Source organism: Alcaligenes sp. Marseille-Q7550 (assembly GCF_965112015.1).
Genome location: NZ_CBCOPU010000001.1, coordinates 96,012 through 115,745, shown reverse-complemented (window position 1 = coordinate 115,745; position 19,734 = coordinate 96,012). Strand labels below are relative to the sequence as shown.

The window sequence follows — 19,734 nt, the reverse complement described above, 5'->3', positions numbered from 1 at the left end:
GCCGCCGCCTGGCACTACCCAATCGGGACAAAGCCCACTAAAGTGCAATAATTCCTACCACCACCATCGGAAACCCCATGAACGCAGCTACTGGCTACACCCTCGTCCTGGCCAATCCCCATTATTCGTCCTGGTCGCTGCGCCCCTGGCTCCTGATGACCCAGCAGGGCATCGGCTTCGAGACGCAGTGGTTCAATTTCGGTCCGCCGTTCAGCAGCCTGGCTTTCCACAAGGCCGCCCCGGCAGGACTGGTGCCGGTCCTGCACCACGACGGCGAGATCATCTGGGACAGCCTGGCCATCGCGGAGTACCTGGCCGAACGCCACCCCGGCATCTGGCCCATTCAGCCCCACGCCCGCGCCTGGGCGCGCTGCGCCAGCGCCGAGATGCATTCGGGCTTCACGGTCCTGCGCACCCTGTGTCCCTTCGGCGCCGCGGTGCGCGCCCAGCACCACCAGCCCGACACCCGCCTGCAGGGCGATCTGGAGCGGCTGCAGGCTATCTGGCAGGAAGGGCTGCAGCGCTTCGGCGGGCCGTTCCTCCGGGCCGCATTTCAGCGCGGTGGACGCCTTCTACGCCCCGGTGGCCTTTCGCATCCAGACCTACGGCCTGGAGCTGGACGAGACGTCCCAGGCCTATGCGCAGCGGCTCCTGGCCCTGCCGGCCATGCAGCAGTGGCACGACATGGCCTGCCGCGACACCTGGCGCGATCCCAACCACGAGGCCGAGATACTGCGTGTGGCCAATGTGCGCCAGGATCTGCGCCGCAGCGCATAGCACGGCGCTTTTTGCGTGTGGGCGCAGGGACGAGGGAGTATCCTTGATGGTCTGCTTCAACCCCGCCGTCAAGGAATCCGCCTCATGGGCGACACGTATTTCCGCAAAGTCACCTACCATCTGCATTGCCAGGACCAGCAGGCCCTGGCCGAACGCCTGCGCCAGCTCGCCCACCAGGCCCGCGCGCAGGAAGCCTGCATCTGCTTCGACGTGCTGCGCGAGCAGCACTCGCCCGAACACTGGGTCATCTACGAAGGCTGGCGCAGCCAGGAAAGCTGCGATGCCTTTCACGACAGCGCCGCCGCGCGCGAGCTGCACCGCAACATGATTGAACAACAGGTCACGGACGCGCCCCAGAACGTGGAGCTGCGCAGCATCACCACGCCCGAACCCCGGCAGCGAAACCGCTCCCGACGCTGGCAGCCCTACCTGTGGGTCTGCCTGGCCATGTGCGTGGGCGTCATGGGTACGGCGCTCGCCAGCCCGCTTTATCCCCTGTACCAGGCGCGCTGGAACCTGAGCGCCAGCCACATCACCCAGCTCTACGTGGCCTATATGGCCGCCGCCCTGCTGGGCCTGCTGTTCCTGGGCCGGCTGAGCGACCGCAAGGGCTTCATGCCCGTGCTGCGCACCGGTCTGGTGCTGGTCACCAGCGGCGTGGCCCTGTCCGCCTTCGCCTGGGACGTCTACAGCTTCCTGGTCAGCCGCATACTGATCGGCCTGGCCTCCAGCATGATCGTCACCTCGGCCTCCATCGGCCTGACCCAGCTGAACCGGGGCGGGGACATGCAGCGGGCCGCCGCCACGACCTCGCTGATGCTGGCCTTCGGCTTCGGCCTGGGCCCGGTCGTGGGCGGGCTGATCGCGCAATGGGCGCCCACGCCGCTGTTCTCCAGCTATCTGCCCTCCATCCTGCTGGGCGTGCTGGCCATCTACGCCCTGTTCCAGATCACGCCGCCTCCCAGCAGCCTGCCGCAGCGCAAGGACAAGGGCGGCTGGCGCGCCTGGCTGCCGCGCATCATGATGCCGGCCGGCCCCCTCAAGCGTCCCTTCCTGCTGGGCTGCCTGTCGGCCTGCTGCGCCTTCGCCATGTTCAGCCTGTTCGCCTCGCTGGCGCCCAGCTTCATGGCGCAGATGGTGCCCTGGCACGGCCCGGCCACCAGCGGCCTGTCCATCGGCATCATCCTGTTCCTGTCCTCGGGCTTCCAGTTGATGGTGCGCCGCTGGCCCGCCAAGCGCAGCGTGCTGGTCGGCCTGTCCGCCTTTTCCCTGGCCAACCTGGCCCTGCTGACCAACCTGTGGGCGGCCTCCTCGCTGCTATTCGTGCTGTGCGTGCTGGTCACTTCCTTCGGGCACGGCCTGTGCATGGTGGGCGGCATGTCGGTGGTCAACAAGGTCTCGCCGCCGCACCAGCGCGCCGGCATGACCTCCACCTATCTGGTGATCGCCTACCTGGGCGCCATCCTGCCCATCCTGGGCCTGGGCTGGCTGGCCGACCATCTGGGCCTGGACCAGGGCCTGATGATCTTCTGCGGCATGATGATCATCGCGACCATCGCCGTCGCCACCGTGGTGCGGCTGACGCCCGCCATCGCCGCGCCGGCCCGGTCCTGACCTCCCCGGGCCGGCCCCCGCCGGCCCCGGCGAGCTCCCGCCTGAGTGTATTCCCCTAGGCCATTTGGCGCTTGTCCTAGGGTTAGACCTGAAAAGGAAAATGGCCGAGGCTGAGTAGAATAGCCTTCACGCGATACAGCTTGGCAACACCCGGCGCCTGGGGAGCATCACCCTCGAGCTCCGTCATAAAAAAAGCAATCCTTACCAAGGAGACACCATGACTGTTGCAGTCAAGAAGCTGGCATTGGGCCTGACCGCGGCCCTGGCAAGCCTGAGCGCCGCGCATGCGGCCGACTACCCCGACCATTCCATCAACATGGTCGTGCCTTTCGCCGCCGGCGGCCCCACCGACAACGTGGCCCGCGCCCTGGGCGAAGCCATGCGCCCGGTACTGGGGCAGCCCATCGTGATCGAGAACAAGGGCGGGGCGGGAGGCTCCATCGGCACGGCCCAGGTGGCCCGCGCCAAGCCCGACGGCTACAACATCCTGCTGATGCACATCGGCTTCTCGACCGCTCCTTCGCTGTACAAGAAACCCGGCTACGACGCCATAAACGGCATGGCGCCCATCGGCCTGGTGGTCGATGTGCCCATGACCATCATCGCCCGCGAGGACTTCCCGCCCAATACCATCCAGGAGCTGGTCCAGTACCTGAAGGACAACCATGACAAGGTGTCCCTGGCCAACGCCGGCATCGGCGCCGCCAGCCACCTGTGCGGCACCATGCTGACCGAGGCCCTGGGCGTGGACCTGCTGACCGTGCCCTACAAAGGCACGGCGCCGGCCATCGCCGACCTGATGGGCAAGCAGGTCGACATCATGTGCGACCAGACCACCAACACCACCCAGCAGATCCAGTCCGGCAAGGTCAAGGTCTATGCGGTCACCAGCAAGCAGCGCGTGCCCACGCTGCCGAATGTGCCCACCATGCAGGAATCGGGCTTCAAGGATTTCGAAGTGGGCATCTGGCACGGCATGTGGGCGCCCAAGGGTACGCCGCAGCCGGTGGTCGACACGCTGGTCAAGGCCCTGCAGGCCGGCCTGGCCGACGCGGACTTCAAGAAACGCATGGCCACGCTGGGCGCCACCGTGCTGGAACAGGACGCCAATCCGGCCGCCCTGCAGGCCAAGGTGGAGCAGCAGGTGCCGCAGTGGAGCGCTTTGTTCAAGAAAGTGGGCGTGGAGCCCCAATAAATCCTGCCGTCAGGCCCTGAAAGGGACGCTGCGGCGTCCCTTTTTTTGTCACTGGGCTTCCCCGAAAGCGCAGGTTCCGACCACTCCTCCTGCGTCCGGCAAATCGGGGCGAAATACGAGTCATACGAAGACCAGCGCTACGCCGCCGTCTGCATAGTCAGGAAAGCCCTTCTTCAAGCCGGACGTACGGCTTCATCCAGCTCGCGCAACCAGACCCAGACATCGTCCGGATCCAGGTTCCGCGTGATCAGCACCAGCCGGCCTTCGCGTGCCGGCCAGGGCCATTGCGGCAGCTCCTGCAAGGGATAGGCCCGATGCTGCACAGCGTGCACGACCTGCGGTTGCCCGTGCCCCCGCAGGGCCAGCACGCCTTTCAAACGCAACAGGCGCTCGCCCGCCCATTCGCAGAATGAAGCCAGCCAATCCTCCAGCCGGGCCGCCGGCAGCTCGCCGGGCAGCACCATGCTGAGCGAGCGTATGGCCTCGCCATGCCGGTTCACATCCGGCCCGTGGTCGTGGTCGTGGTCGTGGTCGTGGTCGACATCATGATCCTCGATCATGAAAGCCTGCTCGCGCCAGGCGCGCCATTGTCCCAATTGCCCGCCCAGGCCCAGCAGCCAAGGCGCCACGGCCTCGCGCGCGGACAGCACATGTCGCTGGGCAAGGGGATTGAGTTCGCGCAAGCGCTCGCGCACGGCCTGCTCCCGGGCCGGCGATACCAGGTCGCGCTTGCTGAGCAGCAACAGGTCGGCCACCGCGACCTGCCGGCGCGCCTCCGCATACTGTTCCAGCGTGGCCAGGCCATGCTCCAGATCCACCACCGTCGCCAGGCCATCCAGGCTGTACCTGCCCGCCAGTTGCGGCTCGCTCAACAGCGTATGGATGATGGGGGCCGGATCCGCCAGGCCGGTGGTCTCGATCAGCACGCGGCTGAACTGGCGCCGGCCCTGGCGCGAAAAACGCCAGGTGATGTCGCGCAGCGTCTGCACCAGGTCGCGCCGTATCGTGCAGCACAGGCAGCCGCTGCCCATCTCCTGGATGATGTTCTCCTGGCTGTGCGCCACCAGCATATGGTCCAGCGCCGTCTGGCCGAACGCGTTGATGATGACCAGCGTATCGGCCATCTGCGCTTCCCGCAGGCAGCGGTTGAGCAGGGTGGTCTTGCCGCTGCCCAGGAACCCGGTCAGCAACGTGACCGGAACAGGCGGGTTCTGTGAAGCGAAAGTCATGAAGCGTCCATCCGAAAACGCGGCCGGCGCCGCCTGGACATTATACGGAGTCGGCCTTCAGCCCCGCCGGTCCAGCCATGGCTTCAACCAGCTGTAGGTGCTGACCAGGGTGATGCCGGCCAGCACCAGAGCCGCGCCCATGACGAAGCGCGGCTCTATGGTTTCTCTCAGCAGCCAGGCCCCCAGCAGCACGCCGAACAAGGGCGTGGCAAAGGAGAACACGCCCAGGCGCGAGGCCTGGTAATGCCGCAGCAGCCAGAACCAGACCAGAAAGCTCAGGAAGGCGACCACGACGGACTGGAACAGCAGGCTGGCTGCCAGCGCGCCGGTCCAGCGCACCTGATCCTGCCCCGTCAGGAAGGCCGCGGCCAGCAGCAGCACGAAGGCGCTCAGCAACTGGTAGAGCAGGGCCTCGGAAGGCGGGATGCCGGACAGGCGCGAACCGCGTATCACTACCGTGGTCAGTCCCCAAAGCGCCCCTGCGCCCAATGCCATCAGGTCCCCCAGCAGCATGCGGCCCAGGTCGGCGCCGGCCAGCTCCCGGGCCGCAGGAAGGTCACGGCGATGCCCGCCGCCGCCAGGCCTATGCCCAGCCACTGCCCCCAGGCCAGGCGCTCGGACGGCAGCAACAGATGCAGGCCCAGGGCCGCGAAGACGGGCGCGGTGTACAGGAACACCACCACATGAGCGGCGGAGGTGAAGCGCAGGCTTTCGCCCACCAGCAGGTATTCGGTGGCGAACAGCAGGCCGGCCAGCAGGCCCGGCTTCCAGGCGCCGGGCGAAAAAGCCAGGCGGCGCGTGCGCGCCAGCACCAGCAAGGCCACCAGCACGGCCGCCGCCCCGGAACGCAGGCCGATCTGCAGCACCGGCGCCATGTCGCCGCCCGTCCCCTTGAGCACGATCTGCTGCAGGCTCCAGATCAGGCACAGAATCAGCATGGCGCTGACCGCCAGCGCATCCAGGGGCTTACGTTCGTCGTTCATGGTGTCTCGGCAAAAGAGGGCTAGCGCAGAGCGCGGACCCGCGGCAGAAGCAAAAAGTGCATTATGCGCGAAATCCGCCCCGGCCTGCAGGGCGCGGCCGCAGGCCGGACAACCGCTCCAGGGAAGCGTCAATTGATATATCAAAAACCCCTACCTAAAATATTTTCATACTTGAAAACAAGACGCGCCGCAGGAGACAGCATGGCACTGAGCAACACCGATCGAGTCCGGGTCGAACTGGAACACCGCATCGCCAGCGGCGACCTGCCGCCGGGCAGCGCCATCGACGAAGCCCTGCTGTGCACCTTCTTTCGCGTCTCGCGCACTCCCGTGCGCGATGCCCTGCTGCAACTGGCGGCCACCGGCCAGGTGCGTATCGCCCCGCGCGCCGGCATCTTCGTGACTCAGCACACGATCGCCGAGCTGGAGGAAATGCTGGAGACCCTGGCCCTGCTGGAAGGCGCCTGCACCCAGCTTGCGGCGCATCGCATCAGCAACGCCCAGATCCGCGAACTGGGACGCCTGCAAAAACGCGGCGCCGCCGCCCTGCACAAGCAGGACCTGCCCGAATACGCCGCCTACAACGCCGAATTCCACGCCCTGGTGCACGGCATCGCCGGCAACGGCTTCATGGTGCAGCAGATCGAGCACCTGCGCCGCCTGACCAATCCCTACCGGCACCGCCACCTGGACCAGGAGAACCGCATGGAGCAATCCTGGCACGAGCATCAGGCGCTGACCCAGGCCCTGGCCGCGCGCGACGGCCACAACGCCATGCAGGCGGCCGCGGGCCACGTGCTCTCCGGCGCCGAATCCCTGCGCCGCGTCGCCCAGGCCCATCCCGAAAAATGGGAGTTCGACAAGCGCGAACGCTATAGCTGGCTGAACGCCCATCTCAACCCCTTGTCCGCCATCTTCATGCGGCACTAGAACACCCCACAAAATCCATAATCAGGAGACTTTTCATGACGACACGCCGTTTCACGCGGCGGGTGCTGGCCGCGCTCGCCCTGTCCATCGCCCCCCTGGCCCTGCATGCGGCCGAACCCCTGCGCCTGGTCGTGGGCTTTGCCCCCGGCGGCGGAGTGGACACCCTGGCGCGGGTGACCGCCCAGGCCCTGGGCCAGGAGCTGAACCGCACCGTGATCGTCGAGAACAAATCCGGCGCGGGCGGCACCATCGCGGCCGACTACGTGGCCAAGTCCCAGCCCGACGGCAATACCGTGCTGTTCGCCGACACGTCGCTGCTGGTGGCGCCCTACATCTACCCGGCGCTGCGCTACGACCTGCAACGCGACTTCGTCACCGCCGGCATGGTGGGCCAGTCCGACCTGGCGCTGGCCGTGCCCGGCAACAGTCCGATCAAGTCCGTGGCCGAGCTGGTCGAGTCCATACGCAAGGCGCCGCCGCAGACCGAGACCTTCGCCTCGGTGCGCGTGGGCTCGCTGCACCACCTGGGCGGGGCACTCTTTGCCCTGAAGACCCGGACCGAGCTGGTGCACGTGCCCTACCGCGGCGGCGCGCCCGCCAGCCAGGCCCTGGCAGCCGGGGAAGTGGCCATGTCCTTCGCCAGCCTGGCCTCCTCCATCGGCCTGGCCAATTCCGGCCGCATCCGTCTGCTGGCCACCTTGTCCGAGCGGCGTTTTCCCGGCATGCCCGATCTGCCGGCCGTCTCCGAGACCATTCCCGGCTACAGCGTGACGCCCTCGCTCTTCCTGCTGGCGCCCAAGGACGTGGATCCCGCCTTCATCCAGACCCTGAGCGCGGCCCTGCAGAAGAGCATGGGGCAGAAAGCGGTGCAGGACGCCTTCCTGGCGCAAGGTTCGGTCTCCGCCTACCAGGATCCGCAGGCCACCCGGCAATGGCTGGGCGATGAGACCGCCCGCTGGGCCGGCGTCATCAAAGATGCCAAGCTGACCTTCAAACAATGAACCCATAGTGACTGACTCATGAGCACAAGCAATACGCCTTCCGCCCGCCCCCTGCTGGGCCTGATCGTGCCCCCGGCTGCCGGCCTGGTGCCGCCCGAAGGCCCGCAGATGTACCCGGAAGTGGATTTCATCGCCCAGGGCCTGGCCCTGGCCTCCGTGGACAAGCAGGGCTACGACCAGGTCATAGACCAGGTCGTGGACGCCGCCCGCAAGCTGGCCGGACGGGGCGCGCAGGCCATCTCGCTGATGGGCACCTCGCTGAGCTTCTATCGCGGCTCGGAATTCAATGAACGGCTGGCGGAGCACCTGCGCGAGGCCACGGGCCTGCCCTGCACCACCATGAGCCACGCCATCGTGCGCGGGCTGCGCGCCAGCGGCATAACGCGCGTGGCCGTGGCCTCGTCCTACATCGAGGACGTCAACCAGCGGCTGGTGCGCTTCCTGGGCGAGAACGGCATCGAAGCCGTCTGCGCCTACGGCCTGGGCGTGACCGAAGTCAGCGCCATGGCGCGGATCAGCACGCAGGAGCTGGTGGACCTGTGCCTGACGACCTGGAGGCTGGCCCAAGGCAAGGCTCAGGGGCTGCTGCTGTCCTGCGGCGGCCTGGTCTCACTGGAGGCCGTGCGCATCGTGGAAGAGCAGTTGGGCGTGACCGTGGTGTCCAGCTCGCCGGCCGGCTTCTGGGACTTGGTGGCCACGGCCGGACTGGAGCTGTATCCGCAGGACGCCGGCCGCCTGGCGCGCGAGCGCCAGACAGCCTAGGCGTATCAGGCGCGGCCCAGGAAACCGGCGCGCGCCTGCGCGCCCTCCGCGCTGTCGCGGCACACCAGAGCCTGGTCCGCGTCCATGTAGATGCCCAGGCGATTCAGGGCATGGGCCACCTGGTTGACCGACTCCTTGGTCATGCGCACGATGGCCGCCGGCGACTGGGAGGCGCGCTGCGCCAGCGACTGGGCGGCGGCTACGGCCTGGCCGGGCTCGCAGACCTCGTCCAGCAGGCCCCAGTCCAGCGCCTGCGGCGCGCCCAGGCGCTCGGCCAGCAGGATGGCGCGCTTGGCCCGCGGCGCCCCGAGCAGATTGACCATGCGCGGTATCGCGCCCCAGCCCATGTTCAATCCCACCTTGGCTTCCGGCAGGTACAGAAAGGCTTCGCGCGAAGCCACCCGCCAATCGCAGGCCAGGGCCAGGGCCACGGAGCCGCCCACGGCCGCGCCCTCGATAGCGGCGATGGTCAGCTGCGGCAATTCCTCCCAGAGCCGGCACAGACGGGCGCCGCGCTGGGCGACGTCGCGGCGCTCCAGCAGGCCGGCCTGCTCATCGTTCCACTTCTGCGGGTCCTTCAAGTCTATGCCCGCCGAGAAGATATCCCGGGCGCCGGTCAGCACCACGGTGTGGATGGAAAGGGACTGCGCCAGGTCCAGCGCCACCTGGGTCAGGGCCAGCAGCGTGTCCTGGTCGATGGCGTTGCGGTTCACGCCGCGATCGAAGCGCACCAGCGCATGGTCGCCCGTCACCTTGACCGTCACGCTGCGGCCATATTTGCGTTTCATGGTTGTCTCCCCAAAGGTTCGGAAAAATCAGCTCTGCGAGCGATGGCTGCCGTCGCCGCGCGACAGGCGCGTGACGTAGCGGAATTCATAGGGCGGATAGAAGCTGACGGCCACTTCCATCACCTTGCCGGCCGGATTGCGGAACGTGCGGATGATGAGCAGGGCGGGGTCGGACTCCTCGTAGCCCAGGAAGCGCGCGATGTGCGGCGGGAAACGCGAGGCCGAGATCTCCATCTCTATGGTCTCGACCACTTCGCCGCAGTGCTCCTCCAGCAGGGGATAGACGCCGCCGGGCTTGGTGGATATCAGGTCGGCCACGACCTGGTATTCCTTGCGCAGGTAGATGTCCGTCCAGGAGATGCCGCGCTTGCTGCCCGGCACGCTGCGGTAGGTCTCCACCTTGACCCAGTTCGCGGGGTCGCCGTCCAGCGCCGTCTCCGGCGGCTGCTTGTCCAGACAGGCCGCCTTCCTGTGCACGTGCAGGTCGGTGAATTCCAGGTAGCGCTGCAGCTGGTCCGTGGTGTCCAGCTCCAGGCCGAACTGCGGCTTGGGGTGCTGGCGTATCACGGTGGTCCCCGCGCGTCGGCGCCGCTCGATCAGGCCCAGGTCGGTCAGCTTGCGTATGGCTTCGCGCGCCGTGTGCCGGCCCACCCCGTACATCTCGCACAGTTCCATCTCGGTCGGCAGCTTGGAGCCGACCGGATAGTGGCCCGAACGGATCAGTTCCAGCAGGCGATCGCTCATGCTCTGGTACAGGGTCGGCTTGGCGCAGGACTGGGATTCGTTGTTTGCCATACGGAGTGTGCTTCAGCTTAAAGGGACAGACGGCGCAGGGCGGCCAGGGTGTCGCGTGTGAACAGATCGGGGCATTCGCTTTGGGGAAAATGTCCGATGCCCGGCCATTCTATATATTCCACCGGAACTTTGCCCTCCCGCAGCGCGCGCTCCACCTGGCGCGCCGACTCCGGCGGCACGGACCAGTCCTCCTCGCCTTCCACGATGATGACCGGGCAGCGTATCGCCTCCAGGATCTGCTCCATGCGAAATCCCCCGAAGGCGCAGATGTCGGCGAAGGCCACCGCCGGAATGCAGCGCCGGGCGTCGGTCACCACTTCCAGGGCGCGCTGCGGGTCGGCCCGCGAACCCATCAGAGTGCGGAAGGTCACCTCGAACCAGTCGCCCGGATTGATGCGCGCCATCTCCAGGATGCGCGGGTTGTAGCCCGAGGACTTCACCACATTGACCGAAGCGCCGTCCACCAGGACCAGCCCGCGCACGCGCTCCGGCGCCAGGGCGGCGGCCTGGGCCACCACGCCCCCGCCCATGGAGTGGCCCATCAGCACCGGATCCTGGATGCCGGCCGCCTCCAGGAACTGCAGCAGGTAGCGCGCGTTCTGCAAAGTGGCCGACTGCGGCCCGCCCGCGGGCATGCCGCTCTTGCCGTGGCCGGGCAAGTCCAGCGCGTGGACGGTGTAATGCGGCGCGAACAAGTCGATCACATACTGCCATGACAGGCTGTCCTGGCTGGCGCCGTGCACCATGACCAGGGCGGGGCCCGAGCCGGCCAGATCGTAATAGGCGCGGATGCCGTCCGCGGTCGTCACATAAGGCATGGTCAGCTCTCCAGCTCGCCCGTCAACCGGGTCAGGGCATACAACAACATCCAGTTCTGCACGCAGGCGCGCAGATCGCCGCCCACCACCAGCCGGTGCTGGCGCACCAGGCGGTTGAAGGGAAAGCCCCGCGCCAGGTCGGCGAAGGCCGCGCTGTCGCCTTCCAGCCAGAAGGGCGCCGCGCGCTCGCCCACGCCGGCCTGCACGTCCTGCTCGCGCACCGCCAGCCAGGCCTGCTCGCCGGTCTGCGTATTGCGCAGGGCCAGGCACAGGTCGGCCAGCGCGCTGTGCTGGCGCACGAACTCAACCGCGCCGGCCCGCCGCGCCCAGGCGGCCAGCACCCCGGGGTCAAACAGGGAAAGAGGGGTCTGCATCACAAATACCTTTGTCGAAGAAGGAACTTCTGCACTTTGCCGGAAGAGGACTGGGGCAGGGAATCCACGATGAAGATGCGCTTGGGCACCTTGAAGCCCGACAGCTTCTGCCGGCAGAACTCGCGCAGCACTTCCACGTCCGGTTCGCGTCCATTGGCGGGCACGACGGCGGCCACCAGTTCCTCGCCCCAGTATTCGTGCGGCAGGCCGAAGGCCGCCGCCTCGCGCACATCGGTATGGCTGGCCAGGCAGTTCTCCACCTCCAGGGCGGCCACGTTCTCCCCGCCGGTCTTGATCATGTCCTTGCTGCGGCCCATGAAGTAGGCGAAGCCGTCGTCATCCACGCGGATCAGGTCGCCCGTGTGCAGCCAGCCTTCGGCATCGAGCACCTGCGCCGTCAGCTCGGGCTGGCGCCAATAACCCTTGAAGACGGTGGGGCCGCGCACCTGCATCTCGCCGGGACCGCGCTGGTCGGCCAGCACCCGGCCCTGTTCATCGACCAGGCGGTACTGCACATGGCGCCACAAGTAGCCGATGGAGCCGGGATGCTCCAGGATCTCCTGGGTGTAGCGATTCTTGATGGTCGTCACGCAGCTCTCGGTCATGCCGAAACCCCAACTGAACTGCGCCTTGGGAAACACGGAGCGGATCAGATCCTGGCGCCACTGACCCAGCGGCGCGGCCGCCGTCTGCACGAACTCGGCGCAGGGCAGGGACAGGTCGCGAAACTCCGGATGATCCGTCAGGCCGACCCACATGGCCGACAGGAGGAACACGTGGGTGGGCTGGTACAGGCGCAACGCGTCCATGACGACGTCGGCCTCGAAGCGCGGCACCACGTGCAGGCTGCCGCCCGCGTACAGGATGGGGCCGTTGACCACGCCGAAGCCGCCGATGTGGAACAGGGGCGTGGCCAGCAGCGAGCGGCTGTTCGCATCGATGCCCAGCTCCATGATGTAGTTCACCGCGTTGGCCGACAGATTGCCGTGCGTCAGCATGGCGCCCTTGGGCGCCGATGTGGTGCCCGAGGTGTACATGATGATGGCCACGTCATCGTCCTGCACGCGGCCGAAGCGCTGCTGCACCGGGTCATCCGCACGGTGATCGGGCAGGCTCTCGGGAAAGTGCTCCAGCCACTGCACGGGCGCGGCCAGGCCGCCTTCGCGTTCGATCTGCTCGCGCAATGGCCGATAGGCCGGATCCATGATGCATACGGCGGGCTGGGTGTCGTCCAGCAGGTAGCGCAGCTCGGCCGCGCCGTAGCGCGTGTTCACCGGCACCAGGGCGAATCCGCCCACCGCCGTGGCATGCAGCAGGGCCAGGTAGTCGATGGAGTTGGGCGTCATGATGGCCACGCGATGCCCCGGCTGCACGCCCAGGCTCGCCAGATGGCCAGACAGGGCGCGGGCGCGGGCGCAGAACTGGCCGAAGGACAGGGCCTGCCGCTCGTCCGAGACCGCCACCTTGTCGGGGTAGCGCTCGGCGTTGAACATGGCGACCTGATAGATGTTAGGCATGATGCTGTGGCTCTCCGGCGCGGCCCAGGTAGGCCGCCGCGATCTGTGGGTTGTTCATGATGTCCCGGCTGTCGCCCGCCAGGGTCAGGCGCCCGGTCTCCAGGACCACGGCGCGGCTGGACAGCTTCAGGGCCAGCCGGGCGTTCTGCTCCACCAGAACGATGGTGGTGCCGTCCTGGCTGATCTGGCGGATGGCGCGCGCCACCTCCAGCGTGACCGCCGGCGCCAGGCCCAGCGAAGGTTCGTCCAGCAACAGCAGGCTGGGCCGGGACATCAGCGCCCGCCCGATGGCGCACATCTGCTGCTCGCCGCCCGACAGGTGCCGGCCCTGGCTGCGCTCGCGCTCCAGCAGGCGCGGAAAATAGGCGTAGATACGCTCCAGGTCCCGGGCGATGCCGGCGCGGTCGCGCCGCAGGTAGGCGCCCATCAGCAGGTTCTCGCGCACGCTCAGCTCGGGGAACAGCCGGCGCCCCTCCGGGGACAGGGCAATGCCCAGGGCCACGCGGCGCTCGGCGCTCAAGGCCTGGATGGGCCGGCCCTGCAGGCGGATCTGCCCCGCGGCCGCGGGCGCCAGCCCGCTGATGGCTTTCATCAAGGTGGACTTGCCGGCCCCGTTGGCGCCGATCACCGCGCACACGCTGGCCTGCTCCACCGAGAAGCTGACCGAATCCAGGGCCTGCACCGCGCCGTAGAAGACGCTCAGGCCGTCAATTTCAAGCATCGTCAAGATCGGCTCCCAGATAGGCTTCAATCACGCGCGGGTCCTGCCGCACCTGGGCGGTGGGGCCTTCGGCCAGCCGGCGGCCGTTGACCAGCACCACCAGCTTCTGGCACAGACGCATCACCAGCCCCATGTCGTGCTCGACCACCACCACATCGACGCCGCTGGCGTGGATGCGCTCGATCAGGTCGGCCATGGCCACCGTCTCCACCGGATTCAGGCCGGCGGCCGGCTCGTCCATCAGCAGCAGGCGCGGCATGGCGGTGAGCGCCATGCCCACGCCCAGGATCTTCTGCAGGCCGTAGGCCAGCGAATCGGCCTGCGCATGCGCGACGGACTCCAGGCCGATCAGGGCCAGCGCCTGGTCGGCCTGGCGGGCCGCTTCCCGCCTGCCGCGCCGCACGCCCCAGGGATTGAACAGCGACCAGGGCGAGGGGAACTGGCGGAACAGGGCCGCGCGGTACAGGTTCTCGTACACCGTGTGGCCCGCGAACACATGGGTCATCTGGAAGGTGCGCACCAGGCCCTGACGGGCCAGGCAGGCGGCGGGCCGTCCCGTGATGGCGACGCCGTCCAGGGTGACCGCGCCCGCGCTGGGCCGGGTGGTGCCGGCGATCAGGTTGAACAGCGTCGTCTTGCCCGCGCCATTGGGGCCGATCACGCCGGTGATCTGGCCGGGCGCGGTGCTGAAGGACACCTCGTCCACCGCCCGTATCCCGCCGAAGTGCCGGCTCAGGCCCCGGACATTCAATTGCACGCTCATGCCGCCTCCTTGCGCGCCGCGCGCCGCTTGCGCCACAGGCCGGCCAGCCCCTGGGGCGTGAACAGCCGCCGCAGGATCCGCGTCAGGCCGTAGATCAGTCTCTGGTACTGCTGCAGGTCGCGCAGCAGCTCCGGCAGGGGAATCAGGATGGCGGCGCCGACCACGGCCCCGGCCAGCGCGCCCACGCCGCCCAGCACATTCATGATGACGGCGTTGACCGCCGTCCAGAAGCCGAAGGAATCCGGCGAGATATAGCCCTGATAATGAGCGTACAGGCTGCCCGTCCAGCCGGCGATCAAGGCGCTGAGCACAAAGACGCTGACGCGGAAGCGCAGCACGTTCAGGCCGCCCGAGCGCACCAGTTGCTCGTTCTGGTGCAGGGAGTCGGCGATCATGCCCCATTCGCGCCGGTACAGGGCGCGCAGCACGAAATACACCAGCAGGGCGAAACCGACCGCCACCAGGTAGACGCCGTAGCGCCCCTCGGGGATGGGCAGGCTGGCCTGCAGCGGCGGGATCTGGCCGAAACCGTTGTTGCCGCCGAACAGCTCGTGGAACTCGATGAAGCACAGCACCACGGCTTCCCCCAGGGCGAAGGTCAGCAGGGCGAAGTGCACGCCCTTGATGCGCATGAAGATGGGGCCGGTCAGGGCGGCCAGGGCCCCCGTCAGCACGCCCGCGCCCAGAAAGGCCCAGGGGAAGGACCAGCCATAGTCGCGGCTGAGGATGGCCGAGGCATAGGCGCCCAGGCCGAACAGCGCGCCGTGGGCCAGGGACAACTGGCCGATGCGCAGCACCAGGTTCATGCTCATGGCCAGGCAGGCGTACAGCGCCACCATGATGGCCAGGTGCAGGGCGAAGCGCGGCTGCCCCGCCCACGCCGGCCAGCCCAGCAGCGCCGCGACCAGGACGGCATGCCAGAGCCAGCGCAGCGCGCCGTCGCGGGGATAAAGAGAAATTGCATTGTTCAAGCTCATGTCGACTTCCCCATCAGGCCGCTGGGCTTGACCAGCAGCACGGCCATCACGATCAGGAAGGACAGCATGGTGGCCACGGTCGCGTTGTAGAAGGTGGAGGCAACGGCTTCGGTCACGCTCAGGATGAAGGCGGCCACGACCGCGCCCGGCAGACTGCCCAGCCCGCCCAGCACCACGATGATGAAGGCCTTCACCACCACGGCCTCGCCCATGTAGGGGTGCACGGTGTAGACCGGCGCCATCAGCGCGCCGGACAACCCCGCCAGGCCGCAGCTGAGTGCGAAGGTGAATGCCATGATCTTCCAGGAGCTGACGCCCTGCAGCCGGGCCACTTCCCTGTCCTGGGCGACGGCGCGTATCGTCATGCCCAGGCGCGTGCGTTCGATCAGGAAATAGAAACCCGCCAGGGCGAGCACGCTGATGCCCACGATCAGAAGCTGATCCTTGGCGAAGAAGGCCTGGCCGACCTGCCAGGCGCCTTCCACGGGCCGGCGCACCGACTGCTCGTCCACGGAGAACAGCAGCGAGATGCCCGCCTGCAGGGTGATGGCCAGGGCCAGGGACATGATCATGCCGCCCATCTCGTCGCCGGCGAAGCGCCGGAACAGGCCGCGTTCGGCCAGCAGGCCCAGCACGCCCACCAGCATGGCCGCCGCCGCGATGGCGGGCAGATAGGGCCAGGAGAACTGGCCGTAGAACACATACATGGCGTAAGCGCCCAGCATGTAAAACTCGCCATGGGCGAAATTGACCACCCGCAAGATGCCGAACACCAGCGTGAAGCCCAGGGCGACCAGGGCGTACACGAAGGTGGACATCAAGGCGATGATGGCGATCTGCATTGCGATCTGCATGATTGCGAACCGTCGGTAAGCCGCCCCCCGCCGTGACGGCGGGGGGCGCAGGGACAAAAGACTGAAACAGCGTTTAGCGGGCCTCGAACTTGTTGATGACCTTGGCCTTGCCGTCCTCGATCACGCCCAGGTAGGCGGGCGTGGCGATCTGGTGGTTTACGCCGTAGACATTCTTGCCGCCCCACACGATGGCGCCCTGGACGCCGTCGAAGCTGGGATTGGCTTCGATACGCGCCCGCACGGCGTCGGTGTCGTCCACCGTGCCGGCTTCGGTGATGGCCTTGAACAGCAAGCGCGTGGCGTCGTAGAAGTAGAAGACGAAGTCATCCATGCTGTTGCTGTGGACCTTGGCGTAGGCTTGCGACAGCTTCTGGTAAGGCTCGCTGGACGGATCGGCGGACAGGTACACCAGGGTGCCTTGCGCATTGTCCGCGCCGGCCGACTTCACCGTCTCGGCCACGTTGTTGCCGCCGAACTTGGTGAACTGGCCTTTGAAGCCCATCTCGCGGGCCTGGCGGATCACGATGCCGGCCGGGCCGGGCGGCACGGTGTCCAGCTCGATGAAGTCCACGTTCTTGGCCAGGATGCCGGTCAAGAGGGTGCGGAAATCGTTCTGCGAGCGCTCGAAGAACTTGGTTTCGGCCACGTCATAGCCCGCGTCCTCGTAGGCCTGCTTCTGGATCTTCTGCGTGCTCCAGCCCGTGGCATCGTTGGGGGACAGGATGGCCAGGCGCTTGAGCTCGGGGCGTTCCTGCTTCAGCCAGCCGATCAGTTGGCGGTTGTATTCATACTGCGTGGGCAGGACGCGGAACATGTACTTCGTATTGGCGTCCAGCACCTCGGTGGAATAGCTGTTGGACAGCATGATGACCTTGTTGCGCTCGGTGATGGGCTTCATGGCCATGACCGAGGCCGAACCGATAGGTCCAATGATGTATTTCACCTCGTCCTGGTCGATCAGGCGATTGGTCGCCGTAACCGCGTCGGCAGCCTTGTAGTGATCGTCGTAGGTGACCACTTCCACCTTGTACTTCTTGTCTCCGACCGCCAGGCCGCCGGCCTGGTTGATCTCGTCCACGGCGATCTTCACGCCGCCGTCGATCGCCAGGCCCCAGGGCGCGCCTGGTCCCGTCATGCCTCCCACCACGCCCAGCTTGAGCGTCTGCGCCTGCGCAGCCAGCGCCGCCAGCATGCCTGCCGCCGCCAGTACACCCCGAATCCCTTTCTTCATGGACCTGCTCCTATTAATTGACCGGACATATTGTTATTTGATACGAACAATATAATAAGGAGGCAACGCTTGTCCATGGAAATATGGATTGATAATGACCTTATTACCGTCTTACCCCAGGATAAATCAGCCCCATTAAGGGAAAACACCGACACGGCTGTCGGTTTATTTGTACGGATGTTATTTCATAAGCTTATGCGAAATGGTTATGCGCGGGCAAAAAAAGGGCGACTCATCAGCCGCCCCGTTTCCGCAACACACACCCCTACAGCATAAGCAACGGCATATACCGGTTAAAGCACGCCCTGTTCATGTAACCACAACCGTCCCGCCTCTGTTGTCACGTAGGCCTGTTGGGGATGATTGATGACTTCTGGATATACATACTGCAGCCAGCCATTCTTGCGCAGGCGACTCAAATGCTGGCTCTTAAGTGCGGTTACCTGACGCCCTCCCAACAAATCCGCCAATTGCTCCGCACGATACGCCCTGACAGCGCATAGCGACACGATCACTGGCCAGAGCTTCTCCTTACGCGGCTTTGAAGACAACTCCTTCATCATGGTACGCAAGAACGGGGGCAACTCACTCGCATTAACGTCGAACTCACTCACATTAACACCGAGCTCACTCGCATTAACACCGAACTCACTTACATTGACAAGCTGCTCACTTCTATTTTCAGCATCAAACAGCGGTAGATCAGGCGCTGCACGCAACTGATAATACGTAGCTGAACTGGCTCCCCCCTGCACGAGCAACTGCCTCTGGTGATACAGCTTGCGTAGCACCTGGCTCGCCGCCAAGGTGTCCAGTCCGGTAACGGCTCGCAGGCTGGCATTTTCCACAGCGCCAGTTTCCCGGGCCAGAATCAACGCCTTGGCCTCGTCATCACTCAAGCACAAGTGCTGGAACTGCTGCAGCCATTGCAGCTGCTCTTCATCCAGCAACTGATGCAGAAGATACACGGCCGAAAACTGATTTTCCTGGCTACTGCTGGTAAACACCGGGGCGCTCAAGCCAGCCTTGTCCAGCAGACGACGCATCGTACGAATACCCGAGCCTTTGGTTTCGGCAAAATCAAGGTCATACAACACCGATGCAATACATGGATTGCGTTGGATTGACCCCATCTCCCCCAGCAGCGCCGCAGGCTTCAGCGAATAACCTGCATTGCGAATCTCCAGCCGATTGCTATAGCGCACCACTAAAATAGGCTGATTGATCTGATAATCACGATGCATCACCGCATTCACGATGGCTTCACGAATGACCTTCTGCGGTAGAACTGGCTCATCGCTGCGTTGGGTCTCTCCCTCCTTCAAACGAAAATGCCTGGGCATGTCATCCAGAATGGCGGCCTCCAGCTTCTGAATCAACCGGATCAAAGGCTCTCGAATATCCAAGGTGGTAACGAAGCGCTGATCCGGATCCTCAACCCATTGCGTGCCTGCAATGCGAACATAATCCACTCGCATGGCGGGCAACAGACGACGCAGGCTCAAGGGCTTGCCCAGCAAGAGCATGCCAGCCACAGTGGGGACCCATGCATTTTTTTGCCATTTCACCAGGTTCAAGGCCCGGAGCATTTCCTCATCGCTTACCTGCAACTCTTCGGCATGAGGACGAACTCTCTATCGCAAGGAACGATACAAGGCAATGGAGGTAGTATCCCGGTCATTCCAGGATGCATCCTCAAGCACAACTTGCTCAAACCCCATCCCTGATTTGGCCAACAGAATTGGCGCCAGCTCCTGCTGACCACACTCATAGTCGCCATTGAGCCCGCGCCGCCATATGCCTGTCTTGCGTTTGTTTCTGCTATCGCAGCGTCCCCTGAACGTACAAGGCTTGGCAGCGACAGGCAACTCCGGCACATAGACCACCACAACACGCCTGCCATTCAGCAAGACTGTCTCGCCGCGCACGGGAACCACTTGCTCGAACTGATCCCGACAATGATGCTGAAGGTCATTCAACAGCTTGTCGCCGTCCTGGACACCAGCCACCCAATATTCGGCATGCGCCTCGTCAGGTTCGGCGATGCCCAACAGCAAGTATCCGCCTCCCAAACCCGGCTCATTCGCAAAAGCGCAAATCGTCTGCATAACGGAGTCTCCTGCGTCGCGGCCGCGCTTGGCTTCAATTCGAGGGTGCTCGTCCAGTTCACACAACTGTCGCCACAGCTCATGCGGAGTAAATTCGAAACCATGCATAGTGGGAAACTAAATTATCAAAACATTACGATCAGCGTAGTCCGGTAGCACCGCCCATGCCTAAAGACGGGAAATAGCTAGGGTAAAACAACTTGTGCCCCACAGTAAGGAACATGCCCTGTTACAGCGCCCCGCGATAAATCCGCTGCGAAAAAAAGGGGCTGCCTATAAGCAGCCTCCCTTCTTTCA

The 19,734-nt window shown here is 65.6% G+C and carries 19 protein-coding genes and 2 pseudogenes; 7 read left to right on the top strand and 14 right to left on the bottom strand.

Going from position 1 to position 19,734, the window contains the following annotated elements; genetic code table 11:
- Positions 1–77 precede the first annotated feature (77 nt).
- From ACWPWO_RS00530 to ACWPWO_RS00515, 4 genes and pseudogenes are all read left to right on the top strand, one after another.
- Positions 78–272 (top strand): annotated as a pseudogene (locus tag ACWPWO_RS00530) (hypothetical protein); the annotation flags it as partial.
- Positions 273–561: 289 nt separating this feature from the next.
- Positions 562–777 carry a hypothetical protein gene (locus ACWPWO_RS00525; RefSeq protein WP_454006336.1) on the top strand — a complete coding sequence of 72 codons (216 nt, stop codon included), beginning with the start codon at positions 562–564 and terminating at the stop codon, positions 775–777.
- 84 nt (positions 778–861) lie between these two features.
- Complete coding sequence (locus ACWPWO_RS00520) at positions 862–2,391, top strand: MFS transporter (RefSeq protein WP_454003576.1); 1,530 nt, start codon at positions 862–864, stop codon at positions 2,389–2,391.
- A gap of 217 nt (positions 2,392–2,608) precedes the next feature.
- On the top strand, positions 2,609–3,586 hold the full coding sequence (locus ACWPWO_RS00515) for a tripartite tricarboxylate transporter substrate-binding protein (protein WP_454003574.1): 978 nt from the start codon (positions 2,609–2,611) through the stop codon (positions 3,584–3,586).
- 173 nt (positions 3,587–3,759) lie between these two features.
- On the opposite strand, the gene ACWPWO_RS00510 is transcribed toward ACWPWO_RS00515, so the two are convergent.
- Both ACWPWO_RS00510 and ACWPWO_RS00505 read right to left on the bottom strand, forming a co-directional pair.
- On the bottom strand, positions 3,760–4,815 hold the full coding sequence (locus tag ACWPWO_RS00510; protein ID WP_454003572.1) for a CobW family GTP-binding protein: 1,056 nt from the start codon (positions 4,813–4,815) through the stop codon (positions 3,760–3,762).
- A 57-nt stretch (positions 4,816–4,872) separates the two neighbouring features.
- A pseudogene (locus ACWPWO_RS00505) lies at positions 4,873–5,798 on the bottom strand (DMT family transporter).
- 201 nt (positions 5,799–5,999) lie between these two features.
- Between ACWPWO_RS00505 and ACWPWO_RS00500 the strand changes: the two are divergent.
- The 3 genes from ACWPWO_RS00500 to ACWPWO_RS00490 are packed head-to-tail and all read left to right on the top strand — an operon-like array spanning position 6,000 to position 8,491.
- The gene (locus tag ACWPWO_RS00500) at positions 6,000–6,728 is read left to right on the top strand and encodes a GntR family transcriptional regulator (protein ID WP_454003570.1); all 729 of its coding nucleotides are present in this window, start codon (positions 6,000–6,002) and stop codon (positions 6,726–6,728) included.
- Between the two features lie 35 nt (positions 6,729–6,763).
- Positions 6,764–7,729, top strand: coding sequence for a Bug family tripartite tricarboxylate transporter substrate binding protein (locus tag ACWPWO_RS00495; protein WP_454003568.1), 966 nt, complete (start codon positions 6,764–6,766; stop codon positions 7,727–7,729).
- Between the two features lie 18 nt (positions 7,730–7,747).
- The gene (locus ACWPWO_RS00490) at positions 7,748–8,491 is read left to right on the top strand and encodes an arylmalonate decarboxylase (protein WP_454003566.1); all 744 of its coding nucleotides are present in this window, start codon (positions 7,748–7,750) and stop codon (positions 8,489–8,491) included.
- Positions 8,492–8,496: 5 nt separating this feature from the next.
- On the opposite strand, the gene ACWPWO_RS00485 is transcribed toward ACWPWO_RS00490, so the two are convergent.
- The 12 genes from ACWPWO_RS00485 to ACWPWO_RS00430 form a co-directional block, all read right to left on the bottom strand.
- A complete protein-coding gene (locus tag ACWPWO_RS00485; RefSeq protein WP_394063047.1) occupies positions 8,497–9,279 on the bottom strand; it encodes an enoyl-CoA hydratase/isomerase family protein in 783 nt (260 codons plus the stop codon).
- A 27-nt stretch (positions 9,280–9,306) separates the two neighbouring features.
- Positions 9,307–10,074, bottom strand: coding sequence for a GntR family transcriptional regulator (locus ACWPWO_RS00480; protein WP_454003563.1), 768 nt, complete (start codon positions 10,072–10,074; stop codon positions 9,307–9,309).
- A 17-nt stretch (positions 10,075–10,091) separates the two neighbouring features.
- Entirely contained in the window at positions 10,092–10,892 is an 801-nt protein-coding gene (locus tag ACWPWO_RS00475; protein ID WP_454003561.1) for an alpha/beta fold hydrolase, read from the bottom strand.
- 2 nt (positions 10,893–10,894) lie between these two features.
- Positions 10,895–11,266 carry a hypothetical protein gene (locus ACWPWO_RS00470; protein WP_454003559.1) on the bottom strand — a complete coding sequence of 124 codons (372 nt, stop codon included), beginning with the start codon at positions 11,264–11,266 and terminating at the stop codon, positions 10,895–10,897.
- Positions 11,266–12,783, bottom strand: a complete 1,518-nt coding sequence (locus ACWPWO_RS00465; RefSeq protein WP_454003557.1) for a class I adenylate-forming enzyme family protein — start codon at positions 12,781–12,783, stop codon at positions 11,266–11,268. Before ACWPWO_RS00465 ends, ACWPWO_RS00470 begins: the two co-directional genes overlap by 1 nt.
- Entirely contained in the window at positions 12,776–13,504 is a 729-nt protein-coding gene (locus ACWPWO_RS00460; RefSeq protein ID WP_454006215.1) for an ABC transporter ATP-binding protein, read from the bottom strand. The genes ACWPWO_RS00465 and ACWPWO_RS00460 overlap by 8 nt, the downstream gene beginning before the upstream one ends.
- Positions 13,497–14,267 (bottom strand): ABC transporter ATP-binding protein, encoded by a 771-nt coding sequence (locus ACWPWO_RS00455; protein WP_454003555.1) that lies wholly within the window; start codon positions 14,265–14,267, stop codon positions 13,497–13,499. The genes ACWPWO_RS00460 and ACWPWO_RS00455 overlap by 8 nt, the downstream gene beginning before the upstream one ends.
- Entirely contained in the window at positions 14,264–15,244 is a 981-nt protein-coding gene (locus ACWPWO_RS00450) for a branched-chain amino acid ABC transporter permease (RefSeq protein WP_454003553.1), read from the bottom strand. Before ACWPWO_RS00450 ends, ACWPWO_RS00455 begins: the two co-directional genes overlap by 4 nt.
- Positions 15,241–16,098: a branched-chain amino acid ABC transporter permease gene (locus tag ACWPWO_RS00445; RefSeq protein ID WP_454003551.1), complete on the bottom strand. Its 858-nt coding sequence runs from the start codon at positions 16,096–16,098 to the stop codon at positions 15,241–15,243. The genes ACWPWO_RS00450 and ACWPWO_RS00445 overlap by 4 nt, the downstream gene beginning before the upstream one ends.
- Before the next feature lie 73 nt (positions 16,099–16,171).
- Positions 16,172–17,329 carry an ABC transporter substrate-binding protein gene (locus ACWPWO_RS00440; RefSeq protein WP_454003549.1) on the bottom strand — a complete coding sequence of 386 codons (1,158 nt, stop codon included), beginning with the start codon at positions 17,327–17,329 and terminating at the stop codon, positions 16,172–16,174.
- A gap of 293 nt (positions 17,330–17,622) precedes the next feature.
- The gene (locus ACWPWO_RS00435) at positions 17,623–18,897 is read right to left on the bottom strand and encodes an ATP-binding protein (protein ID WP_454006213.1); all 1,275 of its coding nucleotides are present in this window, start codon (positions 18,895–18,897) and stop codon (positions 17,623–17,625) included.
- Between the two features lie 66 nt (positions 18,898–18,963).
- Entirely contained in the window at positions 18,964–19,545 is a 582-nt protein-coding gene (locus ACWPWO_RS00430; protein ID WP_454003547.1) for an AlbA family DNA-binding domain-containing protein, read from the bottom strand.
- Positions 19,546–19,734: the final 189 nt, after the last annotated feature.